13 protein-coding genes are annotated in these 16,327 nt (G+C 40.7%); 2 read left to right on the top strand and 11 right to left on the bottom strand.

Annotated features, from left to right (window positions below; all coding sequences use genetic code 11):
- Positions 1–3: 3 nt before the first annotated feature.
- From rng to ABJK37_RS21290, 5 genes are read right to left on the bottom strand one after another with little or no spacing between them, the layout of a single operon-like run.
- The gene (gene rng / locus ABJK37_RS21270) at positions 4–1,467 is read right to left on the bottom strand and encodes a ribonuclease G (RefSeq protein ID WP_348358026.1); all 1,464 of its coding nucleotides are present in this window, start codon (positions 1,465–1,467) and stop codon (positions 4–6) included.
- Positions 1,457–2,026 (bottom strand): Maf family protein, encoded by a 570-nt coding sequence (locus ABJK37_RS21275; protein WP_348358246.1) that lies wholly within the window; start codon positions 2,024–2,026, stop codon positions 1,457–1,459. Before ABJK37_RS21275 ends, rng begins: the two co-directional genes overlap by 11 nt.
- 2 nt (positions 2,027–2,028) lie before the next feature.
- A complete protein-coding gene (mreD, locus tag ABJK37_RS21280; protein WP_348358028.1) occupies positions 2,029–2,505 on the bottom strand; it encodes a rod shape-determining protein MreD in 477 nt (158 codons plus the stop codon).
- Complete coding sequence (gene mreC, locus ABJK37_RS21285; RefSeq protein WP_348358030.1) at positions 2,502–3,362, bottom strand: rod shape-determining protein MreC; 861 nt, start codon at positions 3,360–3,362, stop codon at positions 2,502–2,504. Before mreC ends, mreD begins: the two co-directional genes overlap by 4 nt.
- A 58-nt stretch (positions 3,363–3,420) precedes the next feature.
- Positions 3,421–4,464, bottom strand: a complete 1,044-nt coding sequence (locus tag ABJK37_RS21290) for a rod shape-determining protein (RefSeq protein ID WP_348358032.1) — start codon at positions 4,462–4,464, stop codon at positions 3,421–3,423.
- A 205-nt stretch (positions 4,465–4,669) separates the two neighbouring features.
- Here ABJK37_RS21290 and ABJK37_RS21295 point away from each other — a divergent pair, with 205 nt between their 5' ends.
- Entirely contained in the window at positions 4,670–6,304 is a 1,635-nt protein-coding gene (locus ABJK37_RS21295; protein ID WP_348358034.1) for an ATP-binding protein, read from the top strand.
- The gene (locus tag ABJK37_RS21300) at positions 6,288–6,692 is read left to right on the top strand and encodes a response regulator (RefSeq protein WP_348358035.1); all 405 of its coding nucleotides are present in this window, start codon (positions 6,288–6,290) and stop codon (positions 6,690–6,692) included. The genes ABJK37_RS21295 and ABJK37_RS21300 overlap by 17 nt, the downstream gene beginning before the upstream one ends.
- Positions 6,693–6,979: 287 nt before the next feature.
- Here ABJK37_RS21300 and ABJK37_RS21305 read toward each other — a convergent pair whose 3' ends face one another.
- The 6 genes from ABJK37_RS21305 to ABJK37_RS21330 form a co-directional block, all read right to left on the bottom strand.
- Positions 6,980–8,851, bottom strand: a complete 1,872-nt coding sequence (locus ABJK37_RS21305) for an SUMF1/EgtB/PvdO family nonheme iron enzyme (protein ID WP_348358037.1) — start codon at positions 8,849–8,851, stop codon at positions 6,980–6,982.
- Between the two features lie 193 nt (positions 8,852–9,044).
- Positions 9,045–13,886 (bottom strand): DUF6701 domain-containing protein, encoded by a 4,842-nt coding sequence (locus ABJK37_RS21310; protein ID WP_348358039.1) that lies wholly within the window; start codon positions 13,884–13,886, stop codon positions 9,045–9,047.
- The gene (locus ABJK37_RS21315; RefSeq protein ID WP_348358041.1) at positions 13,883–14,326 is read right to left on the bottom strand and encodes an MSHA biogenesis protein MshP; all 444 of its coding nucleotides are present in this window, start codon (positions 14,324–14,326) and stop codon (positions 13,883–13,885) included. Before ABJK37_RS21315 ends, ABJK37_RS21310 begins: the two co-directional genes overlap by 4 nt.
- Complete coding sequence (locus ABJK37_RS21320) at positions 14,307–15,170, bottom strand: type II secretion system protein (protein WP_348358043.1); 864 nt, start codon at positions 15,168–15,170, stop codon at positions 14,307–14,309. The genes ABJK37_RS21315 and ABJK37_RS21320 overlap by 20 nt, the downstream gene beginning before the upstream one ends.
- Entirely contained in the window at positions 15,170–15,712 is a 543-nt protein-coding gene (locus ABJK37_RS21325) for a prepilin-type N-terminal cleavage/methylation domain-containing protein (RefSeq protein ID WP_348358045.1), read from the bottom strand. Before ABJK37_RS21325 ends, ABJK37_RS21320 begins: the two co-directional genes overlap by 1 nt.
- A complete protein-coding gene (locus ABJK37_RS21330; protein WP_348358047.1) occupies positions 15,699–16,247 on the bottom strand; it encodes a prepilin-type N-terminal cleavage/methylation domain-containing protein in 549 nt (182 codons plus the stop codon). Before ABJK37_RS21330 ends, ABJK37_RS21325 begins: the two co-directional genes overlap by 14 nt.
- Positions 16,248–16,327: the final 80 nt, after the last annotated feature.

Here is a 16,327-nt window from a genome sequence, read left to right on the forward strand (position 1 = left end):
CGCTTACATCATAACAACATCAAATTTGTCTTGATTGTACAGTAGCTCAGTATGAACCTTAATTTGTTTGCTGACGAACACTTCAAGTTCAGCCAACATGTGTGACTCTTCTCCTAACAAAGCGTCCGCCACATCTTGTGACGCATAAACCACAAATTTATCTGCGTCGTATGCTCGATTAACCCTTACAATTTCGCGCATAATTTCGAAACACACTGTTTCGACGGTTTTAATAGAGCCGCGGCCTTTACATACTGGGCATTCGCCACATAAGACATGTTCTAGACTTTCACGGGTTCTTTTACGGGTCATTTCTATTAAACCTAACACAGTAAAACCGTGAATATTAATCTTTGCTCTATCTTTACTTGTGGCTAACTCAAGGCTATGCATTACTCTTCGTTTATGGTCTTCGACTGTCATATCGATAAAGTCAATTAGGATCATGCCACCTAGGTTACGAAGCCTAAGTTGTCGTGCAATCGCTTGAGTTGCTTCAATATTGGTATTAAAAATGGTTTCTTCTAAATTACGATGACCCACAAATGCGCCAGTATTAATGTCGATTGTAGTCATGGCTTCGGTTTGGTCGATAATCAAATATCCACCAGATTTTAGATCTACTCGTCTTTCTAATGAGCGCTGACATTCATTTTCAACATCGTACAAATCAAAAATGGGTCTTTCGCCAGGATAATATTCTAAGAGTTTATGCAGTTCCGGCACATACTCTTTGGTAAATTGTTGTAATTCTTGTAATGACAACTTTGAGTCAATTCTAATGCGATCTAATTTCGTTCCCACAAAGTCTCTGAGCACCCGACGTGCTAACGGCAAATCCTCATACAATATGTGGGATTTGTTTTTCATTCGTGAACGAATTTTTTGCCATAAACGTTTAAGAAAATCGGCATCTTGAGTCAGTTCTTGTTCTTTTACGCCCTCGGCTGCAGTACGTAAAATAAACCCTCCGTCTTCGCTACAAAAACCTTGGACTAGGGCTTTTAGTCGTTCTCTTTCTGCTTCTTCTTCAATTCGTTGCGATACACCAACGTGCTCTACACTTGGCATAAATACCAGATAGCGCGAGGGAATAGTAATATCAGTGGTCAGTCTTGCGCCTTTAGTGCCAATTTGATCTTTGACTACTTGAACGACAATATTTTGTCCGTCTCTAACTAATTCGCGTATATCTCGTTTTTCGATATGGTTAGGCGACACTTCTTCTTCAACTTCACTATGTATGGCAATGTCAGAGGCATGTAAAAACGCCGCTTTATCCAAGCCAATATCCACAAATGCAGCTTGCATTCCCGGTAGTACCCTACTGACTTTTCCTCGGTAAATATTGCCAACCAAGCCTCGTTTGGTGTGCCTTTCGATGTGGATTTCTTGTAATATTCCACTCTCTATCAAAGCTACACGAGATTCAGAAGGGGTAACATTAATTAATAATTCAGCACTCATTTACAACCCCAAATTCAGTTAGCATTATTTTAGTTTGGTATAAAGGTAGACCTACGACCGCGCTGTAACTTCCATTAATATGTTTCACAAATTGTCCTCCAAGACCTTGTATCCCGTAGCTTCCGGCTTTATCTTGCGGTTCACCACTTTGCCAATACCATGCTATTTGTTGTGTCGTTAGAGGGCCAAAACAAACTTGAGTTTCAACAAGCGCGCTTTTTTGTTGTTTAGCGCTAACAATGGTTACTGCAGTGAATACTTGGTGAGTGTTATCAGAGAGTATATTCAACATACGGGTAGCGTCGTTTTTGTGTTTCGGTTTACCTAAAATCTGTCCTTGGGCTACCACAATTGTGTCAGCTCCCAATACGATATTGTTGTTGTCAGCCTTTTGAAAACCCATAGAAGACTTTTCTTGAGCCATTCTTTGCACGTATTCTATGGGGGATTCGTTGGGGAGTACTGTTTCGTCAATATCTACCGGAAATTGAGTGAATGGAATCCCTATCTGTCGCAGTAATTCAGCTCGGCGGGGGGACTGTGAAGCAAGTAATAACATCATTAATGGAGACGTAGTTGACGTCGAACTTTACGCAATAACCAGAATAACCATGGCCAAATCACCATAGAGCTGGCTACGGGCCATAAGTAATCAAACAAAAAATAAATATCAGTGATTAAATGTTGTAACCAAAAAATCACCAAATTATACAATGCGGCCATAATGCCAATGATGATAGATTGTTGCCAAACAGAATAATTACGTAAGCGTTTATAATTCACTACCAAGACATAAATACATAGGCACATAGCGAAACTGTGCACACCCATACTCGTTCCCAATAATATATCTAGAATGAGACCTGTAAAAAATGCCACCCCTACATTAACTCTGTTAGGCAGTGCTAATGCCCAATAACTAAGGACTAGTAATACCCAATCGGGGCGGTACAAGTCAGCGATAGCTGGCATCGGCATAATCTGCAAAACTAATGCAATCACAATGCTTAGCGCAATCGAGTAATTGCGAATGCTCATTTTACTGTTCCCTGTGTATTTGTTTCTTCTTGAAGGGTGCGTTCTGACCAAAGTAATAATAGGTATTTTAAGCGATCAAGTTGTGCAACTGGTTTTGCTTTAATTTGCGAAAACGGCCGACTCTCATCTCGAATAATGGAGGTAATAGTGGCGACTGGATAACCTTCTGGATAGACATTGCCTAAGCCAGAAGACAATAATAGGTCGCCTTCTTTTAGGTCACTACTATGGGCTACATGCTGGATCAATAGTTCGTCTAAACTACCTGAACCAGAAACAATTAGGCGTACATTATTTCGGGCAACTCTAACCGGTATGGCGTGTGTGACGTCTGCAATAAGTAATACGCGGCTATTGGTTGAACTCACTTGCATGATTTGCCCTACAATACCGTTGTCATCTAAAACAGGCTGCCCTTCGAACACCCCATTTATAGCTCCCTTATTAATAACTATTTGATGGCTGTATGGGTTGTTATCAACAGCCATAAGTTCAGCCACAACTTTGCGAGTATTGTCTTGAACGGGTGAATTTAACAAGCTGCGTAGCCGGTCATTTTCCTCTCGCAAAAAAGTCAAACGTTGCAACTGGCCGTTCATTAACATGGCATCATGGGTTAGCTTTGCATTATCGTTTAGCAATTGTTCGTGGGAAACAAAGCGACTTGCACTAGCATTGAGTAATTGACCAGGTAAGTTAGCTAAATATTGCAACGGGCTTACCAGCGAATTGAGATAGACTCTGGTTGTGCCGAAACCATCAAATTTGTGATCAAAGACAATGAGTGACACTGAAAGTATAAGAGCCAGAGCTAACCTGTTAGGCAGGGAGGGGCCACTAGAAAACATCAAATTCATTATTGCCTGCCTAAAGGCGACATCGTGTCGCCTTGTTTACTATTAAATATCAAAACTACTACTCGTAGCTAAAGAGATCGCCTCCATGGATATCGATCATTTCGAAAGCTTTTCCGCCGCCTCTTGCAACACATGTGAGTGGATCATCAGCAATAACTACTGGGATCCCTGTTTCTTCCATCAAAAGACGCTCTAGATCTTTAAGTAAAGCTCCACCACCGGTCAAAACCATTCCTCGCTCAGAAATATCAGATGCTAATTCTGGAGGAGACTGCTCAAGGGCAACCATCACAGCAGATACTATACCGGTTAACGGCTCTTGTAAGGCTTCTAAAATTTCATTGCTATTGAGTGTAAAACCTCGTGGAACCCCTTCTGCTAGATTTCGGCCGCGTACTTCAATTTCTTTTACTTCTTCACCTGGATAGGCTGCACCGATTTCATGTTTAATGCGTTCAGCTGTAGCTTCGCCTATTAACGAACCAAAGTTACGTCTAATATAAGAAATAATCGCTTCATCAAACTTGTCGCCACCAATTCTAACTGAAGAAGAATATACGATGCCGTTAAGTGAGATAATCGCTACTTCTGTGGTGCCACCACCAATATCGACTACCATAGAGCCGGTTGCTTCTGAAACAGGTAGGCCTGCACCAATTGCAGCGGCCATCGGTTCATCAATCAAATACACTTCACGGGCTCCTGCGCCCAATGCAGATTCACGTATCGCTCGTCTCTCCACTTGTGTTGAACCACAAGGTACACAGACTAGAACCCGTGGGCTTGGACGTAAAAAATTATTGTCGTGAACTTGTTTGATAAAATGCTGCAACATTTTCTCTGTTACATAGAAGTCAGCAATTACACCGTCCTTCATGGGACGAATCGCTTTTATGTTTCCGGGAGTTCTACCCAACATTTGTTTGGCTTCACGCCCCACGGCAGCAACACTTTTGGGTCCTCCTGCGCGCTCTTGACGAATTGCAACAACAGAAGGTTCATTGAGAACAATGCCCTGATCCTTGATATAGATAAGTGTATTTGCAGTACCGAGGTCGATTGATAAATCGTTGGAAAACATTCCCCGTAGCTTTTTGAACATGTAAAAACCGCACTTTGGTTGATAAGAAAAATATTCCGCTAACTGTACCAATGCACCGTGAATTGGGCAAGTATAGAGCATCAACAAGGCCATAAAAATAACGGTTTCAACACATTTTTGTGAATTAAGTGTCAAAAGCAACTATAAAACACTATTTTTGGCTATAGTAAGCTGGCAATTTAAAATCGACGTACAAAGTATCGACATGAATGAAGAGAGACTAGAAAAGCGTTATCAATGTGAGCGACAAGCTCGTCAAGCGGCCGAAGCGCTATTAGAAAAAAAATCTCTTGAATTATTTCAGCGTAATCAAGAATTAGAAGAATTAAGAGAAAGCTTAGAAAAACAAATTTTAGAACGCACCCAAGAGGCTGAGAGAGCGAAATCTGAGGCTCGGGAGTCGAATCAGGCAAAATCACAATTCTTGGCTAATATGAGCCATGCCACATTGACACCTCTAACCGCTATTATTGGCTTTGCCGAAGTGCTGTTGCAAAATAGTGTCAGTCGCGAAGATAGCATTAAATATCTGAATACTATAGTTGGAAGTGGGCGTCACTTAACAACATTGTTAGGTGAAATTTTAGATATTAGTAAGATTGAAAATAAAAATTTAGAACTGCAACCAACAAGGTTTAATCTTCCTGATTTGCTGAAAGATATAGAACAAATATATCTTTTTAACTGTAAAAAAGAAACGTTAGAGTTTTCTTTGGAAATCGAATCCGATATCCCTGAATGGGTAGTAACCGATCCTACTCGGCTTAAGCAGGTGTTGCATAACTTACTTAACAATGCGCTTAAATTCACTAAACAAGGCAGTATTGGTGTACATGTTAAATTCCAGCCAAACTCTGGTACCTTGTTGATTGATGTGGTGGATACCGGTGAAGGTATTGCTGCTGAAAAACAAGCTTTGATTTTTGAGTATTTTCTTAATACTGATAGCAAATTTTCTAGCAATTTGGGCGGCACTGGATTGGGGCTTTTCATAACTAAAAGTTTGGTTGAATTAATGGGGGGAGACGTTGAGCTAAAATCTACTTTGGGAGAGGGGTCAAAATTTTCGGTTACTATCGCCTGTGAAGAATATGAGGGTAAATGCAACACTATTAAAGATAGAAAAACTGTTGACTTTCAACCATTTGGAGCTCCGTCATTAGTAGGTAGTATATTGTTGGTTGAAGACATCGAAGTAAATCGTCAACTAATCACCCTTAACCTGCAGCAAACTGGAGCCGAAATAGATTCGGCAGAAAATGGCTTGGAAGGCTTGCAAATGGCTCTATCAGGGGAATATGATCTAATCTTGATGGATATTCAAATGCCTGTAATGGGTGGAAAGGAAGCTGTGCAGTCGCTTCAACAATTGGGTATTAGCACCCCGATATATGCGCTAACGGCGAACGTTACGGCGGCTGACATACAAGAATATGAGTCACTTGGTTTTAATGGTGTGTTAAAAAAACCTCTCGAATTAAGCAAATTGTATGCGGTACTAAAACAACACTTGCGTGCTAAGAATGATGCCGTAGTTCAGAAAACACAAAGATCTGATTTATTTGCTCAAGACCCAAAGATAAAAGTTTTATTTTTTAAGGAGTTAACTAATCAAAATACAGATATAACCGAAAACATAAAGACGCTAAACTATGCAGGTTTAACCAACTCAGCGCATATTATTAAAGGATCTGCCGAGACTTTTGGTTACGACGCTTTAGCTAAGTTAGCTTCGCAGTCTTTGATATTATTAAGAAAAAAGCAGTATGACGAGGCTGTTCAACAATGTACCAATTTGAATCTGAAGTTAGCGGAAGTGTTAAATGAGTATAACGATTAATATATTATTAGTGGATGATGTCGAATACAGCAGAGAGTTATTACGCGCCGCTATTTTAGTTTGTATTCGTGAAAATAAAGCCGACATTGATGTGAATTTTTTTCATTCATCCACTGGCGAATTAATACCCGATAGGATCGCAATTCATGATATTAATTTGGTGTATTTAGATATTGAATTACCTCACACCAGTGGTCTTGAAGTACTGAACCAAATCCGAAAAGTGTATCCGGAAATGATGGTTGTAATGGTGTCCGGTGAAAGCTCATCAAAAAATGTTACTTCTGCAATTAAAAGTGGTGCCAATGGTTTTATTGTTAAACCTTTTAATTCTGGACGTATATTAGATACTTTACAAAACTACCTTAAAAAAATGAAAAAATCGTGAAAGGCATGGTTTTTCCATAATTCATGGATATGGTTGAAAGAATTCATTCGGCCGATGTTTTAGAGCATATGATAGAAAAAGCGACTTACCTAATGAGGGAGCATACACAGCTGTTGGCTTAATCAAGGGATGTTTAAAACATTTTAATGTGAAAGGTGAAGTACACAAGAGTGAGATAGAATATCAAGGTCAATAGGCGATAAAGATTAGTATCAATCTGCATTGAAGACTTAAAGCGAGTAGGATTATTGAGTCTAATTCTAACTCGCCGAGACTGTTATCGAGTTTTACTGTTCACGAACGACTCTAAAACCAATATAGTTTGAACGGAAGCTACTATCTAATTCCATTCGAGTTGACACTCGAGCCAAGCGTGGTGCAAAATTCCAAGCCCCGCCACGAACCACTGCAGTACCATCTGATTGTTTACTGGTAGTCCATTCCCAGACATTACCAACTGTATCAAATAAGCCAAAATCGTTTCGTTCAAAAGAGCCCACTGGTGCCGTACTAACATTAGACCACTGACTACCGCACCAACCACAGTTTGCGTTGTCTGTGCTTATACCTTCGCCCCACCAATAGTCTGTTTCCTTGCCCGCTCTTGCTGCATATTCCCAACGAGTTTCAGTGGGTAACTTATAAGCTTGATTGCTGGCTTGTGATATCCACTCTACGTAAGCTTTGGCATCGCGCATACTGACACACACTACTGGATTGTTTTCATTCTGGTTAAATCCTGGTGTACGCCAGTTTCGATCTTCTTTCCATACTGCTTGTCCATCTTCGTACGCAGCACATCCTTTTTGTTTTTCTGCATCAGTTACATAACTAGTGGAGTTTACAAAAGTTTCAAATGCCTTTACGCTAATTTCTGTTTCACTAATACCAAACGATTGTTTTAGGTCTTGGGTTTGCACTGGGCGTTCATTGTCTAGGCCAACACCCGTGATATCTCCCATGCGAAAACTGCCTGCCGGTATGACTACTAGGTCTGGTCCTGGTATGTCCCCCGCTAGAATATCCTGAATACGTTCGCCTTTGCTAAAAGTATACTGTGAACGATCCAATTCGACTTTAAGGGTTTGAGATTCAGATAAAGAAACTTTTTGACGGCTTGATTCATAACCACGTTTAACCACTTCAATATCATGTTCACCTGACGGTAACATAACCTGCAGCTTGGTAGAGCCGTAACTCACACCGTCTATGAATACTTCATCATCAAACACGTTAGAGCGGACCGTTAACTCGTACATTACCGACTCATCAGTCGCCATAGGCGAAACTTTCACCTTAGTGATTTTTGCATTGTCGTTAGCCTTAAAATTCACGCAATATCGTCTGTCTAATCCTAATAACTCGCAGCCCTCAGAACGTTTTAAGTTACCTTGTAATTCCAAATTCATTTTAACGTTAAAGTTACCTTGGCCACTAAAGTTACTATCAGCTACTTCGCTTCGTAAGACTTGCACTGAAGCATCTGACGTGGGTCTTCTTTTTTCAGCTTCATCTGATTCACTTAAACCTGCGTAAACACTGTCTAAAAATCGTTTTGAGGCTTTTTGCTTAGCTAAGGATTTACCGCGATTAATACATTTGGCTAATGTTTCGTCTTTATCACAAGCAATGTTATGACTGACTACTATGGCTTCCTTACGGTTAAACTCCTGGTATAAGCGATCGATACGTGCGCTGTTTAGTTGCTCTTTTAAACCTTCAATAGTGTTGAGCAGGCTGTGTTTCGAGATTTGCATCTGCTCCACTTCTTGTAACTCATTTTGCCACTGATTGTATTTATCAGTAATGGCGTCTTTGATAGCTTTATGAGTTCTTACTGCTTTAGCGTAGGTTTCGATAGTAGGCGATATATTTAACTCGGGATCATCAATGACCTTTTCGTATTGTAAGTTCATTTCAATCAAGGCAGATTGTCTATCTGCATCAGCTAGTGTGGCGTTTTGACGCAGATCACTCAGTTCTCTTTCTAAGCTCGCTGCATTGGCAATTTGAGCTTCGAGTGAACTGTTGTAATTATCGTATTCTGACTGTTTTACAGAAATTTTATTTTCAACTTCTGCAACCGATAAGTCGGCAGCCAAAAGGTTGTGACTAAACGAAAGGGCAATGATAATAGAAAATTGAGCTATACGGTTCATTATTCGGTTCCAAACGGGTTGCTTGATGGCAACTATTTTTATTGTCATGACATAAATCGGGCAGGGCTTACCAGATCATAAGATTACCAGATCACAACTTTGCGTAGCCTATGCTATTGAGTTACAACAAAAAGCGCAAGCTTGTTACGTGGGCAAACGTTATTTTATTCGCCTTACCCTATATAAATTAGCTTTAATTAAATACTTCTCGCCAATGAATGATCCTATCGTTACCTCGAAATAGACCAAATGTGACTGTAGCTTGAGGGAAGTCATCAGTATTGATGAAACCATCTCCACTCCAATCGTAATTAAGATAAGTCGGCCAAGTGACGTTTGTTGCAGTGGGGTCCAACCAAATATCTAACTCGCCGCTTGAATCTGGTGCTTCAAGGGTGAATTGGTTGCCCACAGCAACACCTTCAATTAATACTCCTGAACTATTAACACTATTAAGCGAGTTAGCAAAGGTGGTATCTGATAATTGAATCTCATTGTTGGCTTCGCTGAAATCGATACTAGTGCAATTGCTATCATCGGTATTTAATAACCACTGGTCAGCATTAAAATATTCAGATTTTATCGGTACGTTAAGTGATTCAGTTTCAGGTCCATAGGTACTCTCTAATACCAAGCGACCATAACGAATTTGGGTGCCTGTGACTTCTTCTATATCCCAACCTAAACAGTTTGTATCAGTATGACTGGCTTGATAACAAATACTGTCTTCATTGCCATTTTGATCAACAAAAGAACTGGTAAAAAAATCGCTGGTAAATGCCATAGTGAGTTGCGCGTCAAAAGGTGAAACCGGAGCAAAAACGCTATTGTCAGTCGGATTGACTTTGTTATATCTAAAACTAGCATTGTTAATGGTAACTGTTCCTGAACCATCATAATTACTATTGCTTGCAATGACAGGCAAGTCACCTAAATAAACCACACTGGCAGAGTTTACTGAGGCGTAGGTTGAGCTATCAACAAAACTTAACTCCGCTGCAGTGGGTTTTTCAGGCAAGTAGTTCCAATAAGTGTCACTATAATTAAAGGTTCTATCGCCAAGGGCGTTGTAGGCTGTTACCGTAAATTCTGGCGGCGTATCAAAATCAACCGTCTGACCTAAATAGCTAAATGTATTGTTACATGTATCAGCCAAAGTCGGTATCTCTGTTAAGGCAACATCAAAATAAGCAGGATAGAAATCTCCTAATACAAGCGTGTCGGCAACAGCAACTTCATTTCCAAGGTAATTAGCGTCTTTTACGTCTATTTCAATACGGCCCACTTCAGTGTAATGGGCCAATGGGTAACTATGTTCCCCATCACTAAATGTTAGACCTGTCGCATTGCTAAAGGCTGCACCTTCGCCTGAAATTGTTGTGCCTGAATCCGAATATTTAAAAATACCGTTTTCGCCGGAGCTAACAGGAGATACTCTTTCCACTTTTAATTCTGGGTTTTCAGCTTGATAATTTCGTAATAATTTATCATTGCTGCCATAAGCACCAATGACAAAAGTAAAGTTGTCTGCGGCCACATAGTTATTTTGGTTACCTGCACCAGCATATAATAATTCAGTTTCAGCAACACTCAATTTTAAGTAGCTAGGGTAAACGTCTACAGGTTCTTTATCAGAGTTTTCAAACGTGACACCATCAATTTCAGCGGCTACGCTCAGTGTTAATCTACCTGCATCTGGATAATTCAGCAGCCCTAGGTTCGCTACTCCTTGCGCATTAAACACTACTGCAATGTTGCCACTACTTTCACCTGTATCATCACCCACAATATTAATATCATTGAGTGGTGTGAGACATTGGTTCGGTGACTCGCAGTCATAAGATAACGTAATTTCCTGAGGGCCCTCTAACAACGCCTCACATACATTACCAACGCTGCGAACCGCCCTTACATTGACATTTTCGAAATTATTAGCGGCAATTTGATCTGGCAATGGGTCACCAATACTTGCGCCGTAAATTTCAAACCCATCATTTGAAAAAGTCATGTCACAGCTTTCAGTCGTACCATTAAAACAGTAAAGATCGGCCTCGGGATTAGCTGCGGTTTTTGCCATAGTAACAGTACTTTCATCGGTGATATTTAGGCTGGTGGTTAATTGCCCAGTAAAGACTAAAGTATCACCGCCTGACCAGCCAGAAGGTGCTAGAGTGATGGCGGTTTCTTGATCATACAAAGTGTCACAGTTTGCATTCGCGCAAGCTTTGATAGTTATACTTTCGGCTTCACAAGTAAAGCCTTGGCCATCATGTATTATTTCATAATGGTCTGGGGCGATGGCACCACATTGATGTCGTTCATTCATAACTTCGATGACTTGGGCTGTTGGTAAAATACCTTGGTATACTCTTACTTCGTCTATGAATCCGTGAAAGTCATAACTAGTATTTCTTGACCATCCGCCTACGCGCAGCTCGCTATCGACAACGGCTCGACTCTTATTGGGTGTTCCTTGTCTTTGTGTGAGTGTTTGTTTTACTCCATCTATATACAACTTATTGTTTGTAACGCTACCGTTAGTAAATTCTGCGGAGATATGATGCCAACCATTGGCTAACCCTGCACTCGATGTACCGTATACATCACTGGCCCCGGTGTTAAAGCCAATTGAACCATTAACTATCCATATATCGTGAATGTACCAGCCAATGGGCATTGTACTGTTGGTACCATCCCAATTCATCCAGAAGGTGACGGTAGTTTTAACGCCATCGGTTGTGGTATCTAAAGGCAACCCTGTGACTTGAACAGAACCATTATCCTGACTTGCATAACCACAGGTACCAAAGCTACCAGTTAAAGCTGGGGAAGCATTTTCGGGTGTAGAGTTTGTTCTAACCTTGCCATGGAAGTTATTGCCAGTACTGTCGAAAATTTCACCCTCGGTACCGTCCCAATTGTTTTCTTCAAAGCGGTATTCTGAAAGTAACACTGGTGGAGTTGGGCAAATTCGTGCACTTCCATCTAAATTCAGTCCTGCGTTTTGATTTTCGTAAAGAGTGGCAATTTCGTCAGATGACAGAGCGCCATTATAAATGATTAGCTCATCTAATAAGCCCTCATAGGCTTGCAGTGAATCGAAGTTACCGCCGACACTGTCCTGCTCCTGACCTAAAATTAAACTTTGGATATCAAGGGAAGCTGAGGATTGAGTAATGCAGCCTTTCAGTTCTTTATTTTGATAAAAGCAACTCCGGTCATCTTGTCTAGTCCAAACAAGATGTTGCCAGTTTTCGTCCGCTATGGAAGCGATTGGGATAGTGCCATTGCTTCTATCTTTTAAAAAAGGCCTAAATTCACTTTTGCTGTTAAACCACATGAGCAATTCATTATAGTTGCGCCCTGAGCCAGATAAAATAACTTGATTGGTTTGTTTATTGGTTTTGGCCCATACCGACACTGTGAAATCTATCTGACCAGTTAACACGTTTTCATCAAGAATAAGGTAGTCTTCAATGCCCGTAGCACTTAGGTCCAGCGCATTACATATTTTTCCGGCTATCGGTTGTGTCAATTTTGCTCGACCATCAAATCCGCCAATGCTATCTACTACTTCGCCCTCAACATCGCTGTATGAAAGTTCGTCTAATCGATACTCTGCAATAGGTTTGGTTTTACACGTATGTCGTTCAGCCATAGTCGTAGCAATTTGAGACGTGGTCAGGGAGAAGTCATATATACGCACTTCATCTATTAAACCGTGAAAGTCATATCCAGAATTAATTGCCCAGCCACCAATTCGAAATTCACTGTCTACAAAAGCTCGATTATTATTTGGAGTGCCTTGCCTTTGAGTAAGCACTTGTTCAATGCCATCAATATACATTCGATTGCTAGTTACGCTGCCATTTGTAAATTCAACGGCAATATGGTGCCAGCCATTGGCAAGGCCAGCACTAGATGTACCATATACATCACCACTTCCAGTATTAAAGCCAATTGAACCATTAATCAGCCAAATATCGTAGACATTCCAGCCGATGGGCATAGTGCTGTTGGTTCCATCCCAATTCATCCAAAAGGTGACGGTAGTTTTGACACCATTTGTTGTCGTATCTAAAGGTAAACCTGTTACTTGAATTGTCCCATCATCTAGGCTGGCATAACCACAAGTGCCTAATTTTCCAGTTAAGGCTGGCGAAATGTTTTCAGGTGTTGAGTTATACTTTACTTTACCATCATTGTTATTGTCAGTACTGTCGAGCACTTCTCCTTCGGAACCATCCCAATAGTCTTCTTCGAAACGATATTCTAGTAAAGCAGGGGGAGGGATAGGACAAGTTCGTGGACTACCATCGAAGTTTAGTCCAGCATTTTGATTATCAAATAGAGTACTAATATCACCAATAGAAAGTGCTTGCCTGTAGATCAATAGTTCATCTATTAGTCCGTTGTATGCCTGCGAGGAATCAAAGTTACCGCCAATACTGTCTTGTTCTTGGCCTAATATTAAGCTTTGTATATCAAGTGGTGCAGTAGATTGAGTTACACAGCCTTTCAATTCCTTATCTTGATAAATACAGCTTTTATCTCCTTGGCGAGTCCATACTAAGTGATGCCAATTCCCATCAGCAATGCTCGCGATAGGTATATCTCCATTACTCTGCTCTTTTATAAAGGGCCGAAACTCGACATGACTGCTGAACCACATAAGCATTTCGTTGAAGCTAGCACCTGAGCCTGACAAAATGCCTTGGTTAGTTTGTTTATTGGTTTTTGCCCAAACAGAAACGCTGAAATCTGTTTGTCCTGTCAGCACATTTTCATCTAAGACAACATAATCGTTGGTGCCACTTAGACTGAAATCAACGGCATTACATATTTTACCAGGAACAGGATGCGCCGATTGTGCGCGTCCATCAAATCCTCCAATATTGTCAATGACTTCATTTTCTCGATTACTGTACGAAAGTTCATCAAAACGATAGTTGGCAGTGGGCATTATCGCTGCAACAGCTGCGAAGGTTTTTAAAAATAATAATAATAAAAGTACTAGGGTAATAGTTACTCTCATAACGTTACCATCGCATCAATATACACTAAGCGGGTCACATTAATGTTACCCGCTGTGCATTGGCCAACGCTGGAAAAGGTCCAAAACGTAAAGGATTTGGCACCATCTTCAATCAATTTAGAGGTGGGAGTGACGCTGTAATTACAATTTTCTAATCCGCTTACTCCATTAAAGTCTTTTGATATTGGGTGGTTACAGCCTCCACCAAATTCCTCCGACACAGCGCATTCGATTCCTGCTCGAGCAGCATTTAGGGCTCTTTGCCCTAAGACTTCATGAATCACAGTTTCTGAAGATGATGATAATAATCGAGTGATCGTTAGCCCTAGCAGCGCCAAAACAATGATCACAAACAAAGCGATAACCAGCATGCTGCCCTTTTGGTTAGATAAACTAGCCAATGAAAATGGCTGACTGTATTTACGGTACATTGGGTACATGTATTTCACTACTGAAATTGATGATTTCTTCGTTACGCTCAAAGGCTAACAAAATATGCACTATGCTGTTACGAGTTAATGTCGCCTCATACACTCTAAAAGGTGTTTCATCGGGGTTATTAAAATCATTATTGAGGTTTTCAGCCATCAAAGTGCCTGAAGTATAAATAACCTGTTCCTCGCTGATATTTCCTTCATTACGATAAATACTGCGGCTATTTTGGTGAGCGCAGTAACTGATGGTTTTTCTGCCTATATACAGACGAGAAGCGGGTGAGTGATCTTCAAAAGCACCGCTGACAGTTAGCACTGCGGTTCCTCCAGGATCATCAGCCGTATCGCAACTCGTATCGGGCCCAGTATCCGTGCAGCTAGTTATTTCTTTGCGTTTGTTATTTGCCAAATGATATACGTCGTTGTTGTTTTCGAGGGTATTAGTTGGATAAACAATGGCGAAATCGCCAGAATTTAACTGAAAACCTATTGGATTATTTGCGTACTCTACTATAGTGGCTGAAGTCGATGTGTCAGGCTTTACTGACAAGCTAGTATAAAAACTCACCCATTCAGAAGGAATAAATTCAATACACACAATAGAGCCAGAGTTATTGGCCTTTACCCGCGCACTATTAGGGACCGCCATTCGGAGTTCTCGAGTAAGGCGCTCAACGGCAAAGCGACTGGCGCCTAATAATTGATCGCGCTCAGTGGAATCGTTATAAATGCCTACGCCAGTACGAATAAAGCCAGCAATACCTACAGACACAACCCCTAATACAATAATTACAGTTACCAATTCGACCAAGGTAAAACCTTTATTGGTCATAATATTCGAGCGATACACTAGTAATTACTCCGAAAAGTAGAAAAAATGATATTTTCATCACTAGGAGTGGTAACAGTAACGGTAATTAACTTAGTGTTGCTCACAACTGTATCAGCGACTCCGTCCATGTCAGCGTCGTAGACAACAGTAACACTAAGAGCAAAACCTTCATACAGGTTACTATTATCTATTGTTGTACTTTCACCTAAAGTATTTTTAATTGCAGCGCCTGATTCAGTGAGTCCATTATAATCGTCCACATCGTCAAAACTCGCTCGGGTCTCGCCGCCATCTGGACCTAAATTAACTGTGCCAATACATGCGGCATCACAAAAGTTTGTGCCGCCGGTGCGATCGGACTTTTCGTCAAAAGACTTACTGGTAATTTCGTTTAATATGGATTGCCCCAATTCAGTGGCTCTAACTTGATAGATGGGCTCTACGCTGCGTATAGCTTGAGGCACAATCAAGGAGGTAAATAAAACTAGTGCAATAGAAAACACTATTATTCCGATGACAAGTTCGATCAGTGTGAAGCCTGTAATTTTACTCGCAGGCATGAATATACCCCTGAGATTCAATGCACACCGACACTGCAGATTCACCGGTCATAGTAATTTTACAAGTGGCGCTGCAATTTCCGCTTTCTAATTGGGGACGGCCTAAATCATCAAAATCGATAGAGTTAAAACTGGGTGTTGTAGTTAATCCCACCCCTTCACTTGCCATCTCAGTTGAAGTAGTAGCAAGATAATCGGGATTATTAAAGTCGATATTACTAGAACAGGTTGCACTAATTGAGCTTGATGAGCCGCTGGTATAATCCAAAGTAGGAGGACCAAAAGCGGCTGTGCTGCTATCAAAATTGATTTTAAAACAATATCCACCGCGATTGTCATACATTGCACGGGTTTGCATATTACGCAGCGCGGATACAAGTCTAGCCTGATAGGTGTACTCAGCGTAACCCGAAGTCCCAGAAAAACGGCTGAATACTGATATAGATAAAATGCTAAGTAGAATAATCACTACTATTAGTTCTATTAAAGTAAAGCCGGCCGCTCTGTTACTAGGTATATGCTTGTTCAATATCATTCTCGCTAGAGCGTACAACGACTAACACTCGACTTGCGTAACTTAAATTTGGATTACAACTCCAAATTTAAGTTAGTTAT

Source organism: Paraglaciecola sp., from assembly GCF_039964565.1.
Classification (GTDB): domain Bacteria; phylum Pseudomonadota; class Gammaproteobacteria; order Enterobacterales; family Alteromonadaceae; genus Paraglaciecola.

What these genes read in the sequence shown, in the direction of transcription:
- ABJK37_RS21295 (WP_348358034.1), top strand. Translation starts at nt 4,670, where the DNA reads ATGAATGAAGAGAGACTAGAAAAGCGTTATCAATGTGAGCGACAAGCT.
- ABJK37_RS21315 (WP_348358041.1), bottom strand. Translation starts at nt 14,326, where the DNA reads ATGTACCCAATGTACCGTAAATACAGTCAGCCATTTTCATTGGCTAGT.
- ABJK37_RS21310 (WP_348358039.1), bottom strand. Translation starts at nt 13,886, where the DNA reads ATGAGAGTAACTATTACCCTAGTACTTTTATTATTATTATTTTTAAAA.
- ABJK37_RS21330 (WP_348358047.1), bottom strand. Translation starts at nt 16,247, where the DNA reads ATGATATTGAACAAGCATATACCTAGTAACAGAGCGGCCGGCTTTACT.
- ABJK37_RS21275 (WP_348358246.1), bottom strand. Translation starts at nt 2,026, where the DNA reads ATGTTATTACTTGCTTCACAGTCCCCCCGCCGAGCTGAATTACTGCGA.
- ABJK37_RS21305 (WP_348358037.1), bottom strand. Translation starts at nt 8,851, where the DNA reads ATGAACCGTATAGCTCAATTTTCTATTATCATTGCCCTTTCGTTTAGT.
- mreD (WP_348358028.1), bottom strand. Translation starts at nt 2,505, where the DNA reads ATGAGCATTCGCAATTACTCGATTGCGCTAAGCATTGTGATTGCATTA.
- ABJK37_RS21300 (WP_348358035.1), top strand. Translation starts at nt 6,288, where the DNA reads ATGAGTATAACGATTAATATATTATTAGTGGATGATGTCGAATACAGC.
- mreC (WP_348358030.1), bottom strand. Translation starts at nt 3,362, where the DNA reads ATGAATTTGATGTTTTCTAGTGGCCCCTCCCTGCCTAACAGGTTAGCT.
- rng (WP_348358026.1), bottom strand. Translation starts at nt 1,467, where the DNA reads ATGAGTGCTGAATTATTAATTAATGTTACCCCTTCTGAATCTCGTGTA.
- ABJK37_RS21290 (WP_348358032.1), bottom strand. Translation starts at nt 4,464, where the DNA reads ATGTTCAAAAAGCTACGGGGAATGTTTTCCAACGATTTATCAATCGAC.
- ABJK37_RS21325 (WP_348358045.1), bottom strand. Translation starts at nt 15,712, where the DNA reads ATGCCTGCGAGTAAAATTACAGGCTTCACACTGATCGAACTTGTCATC.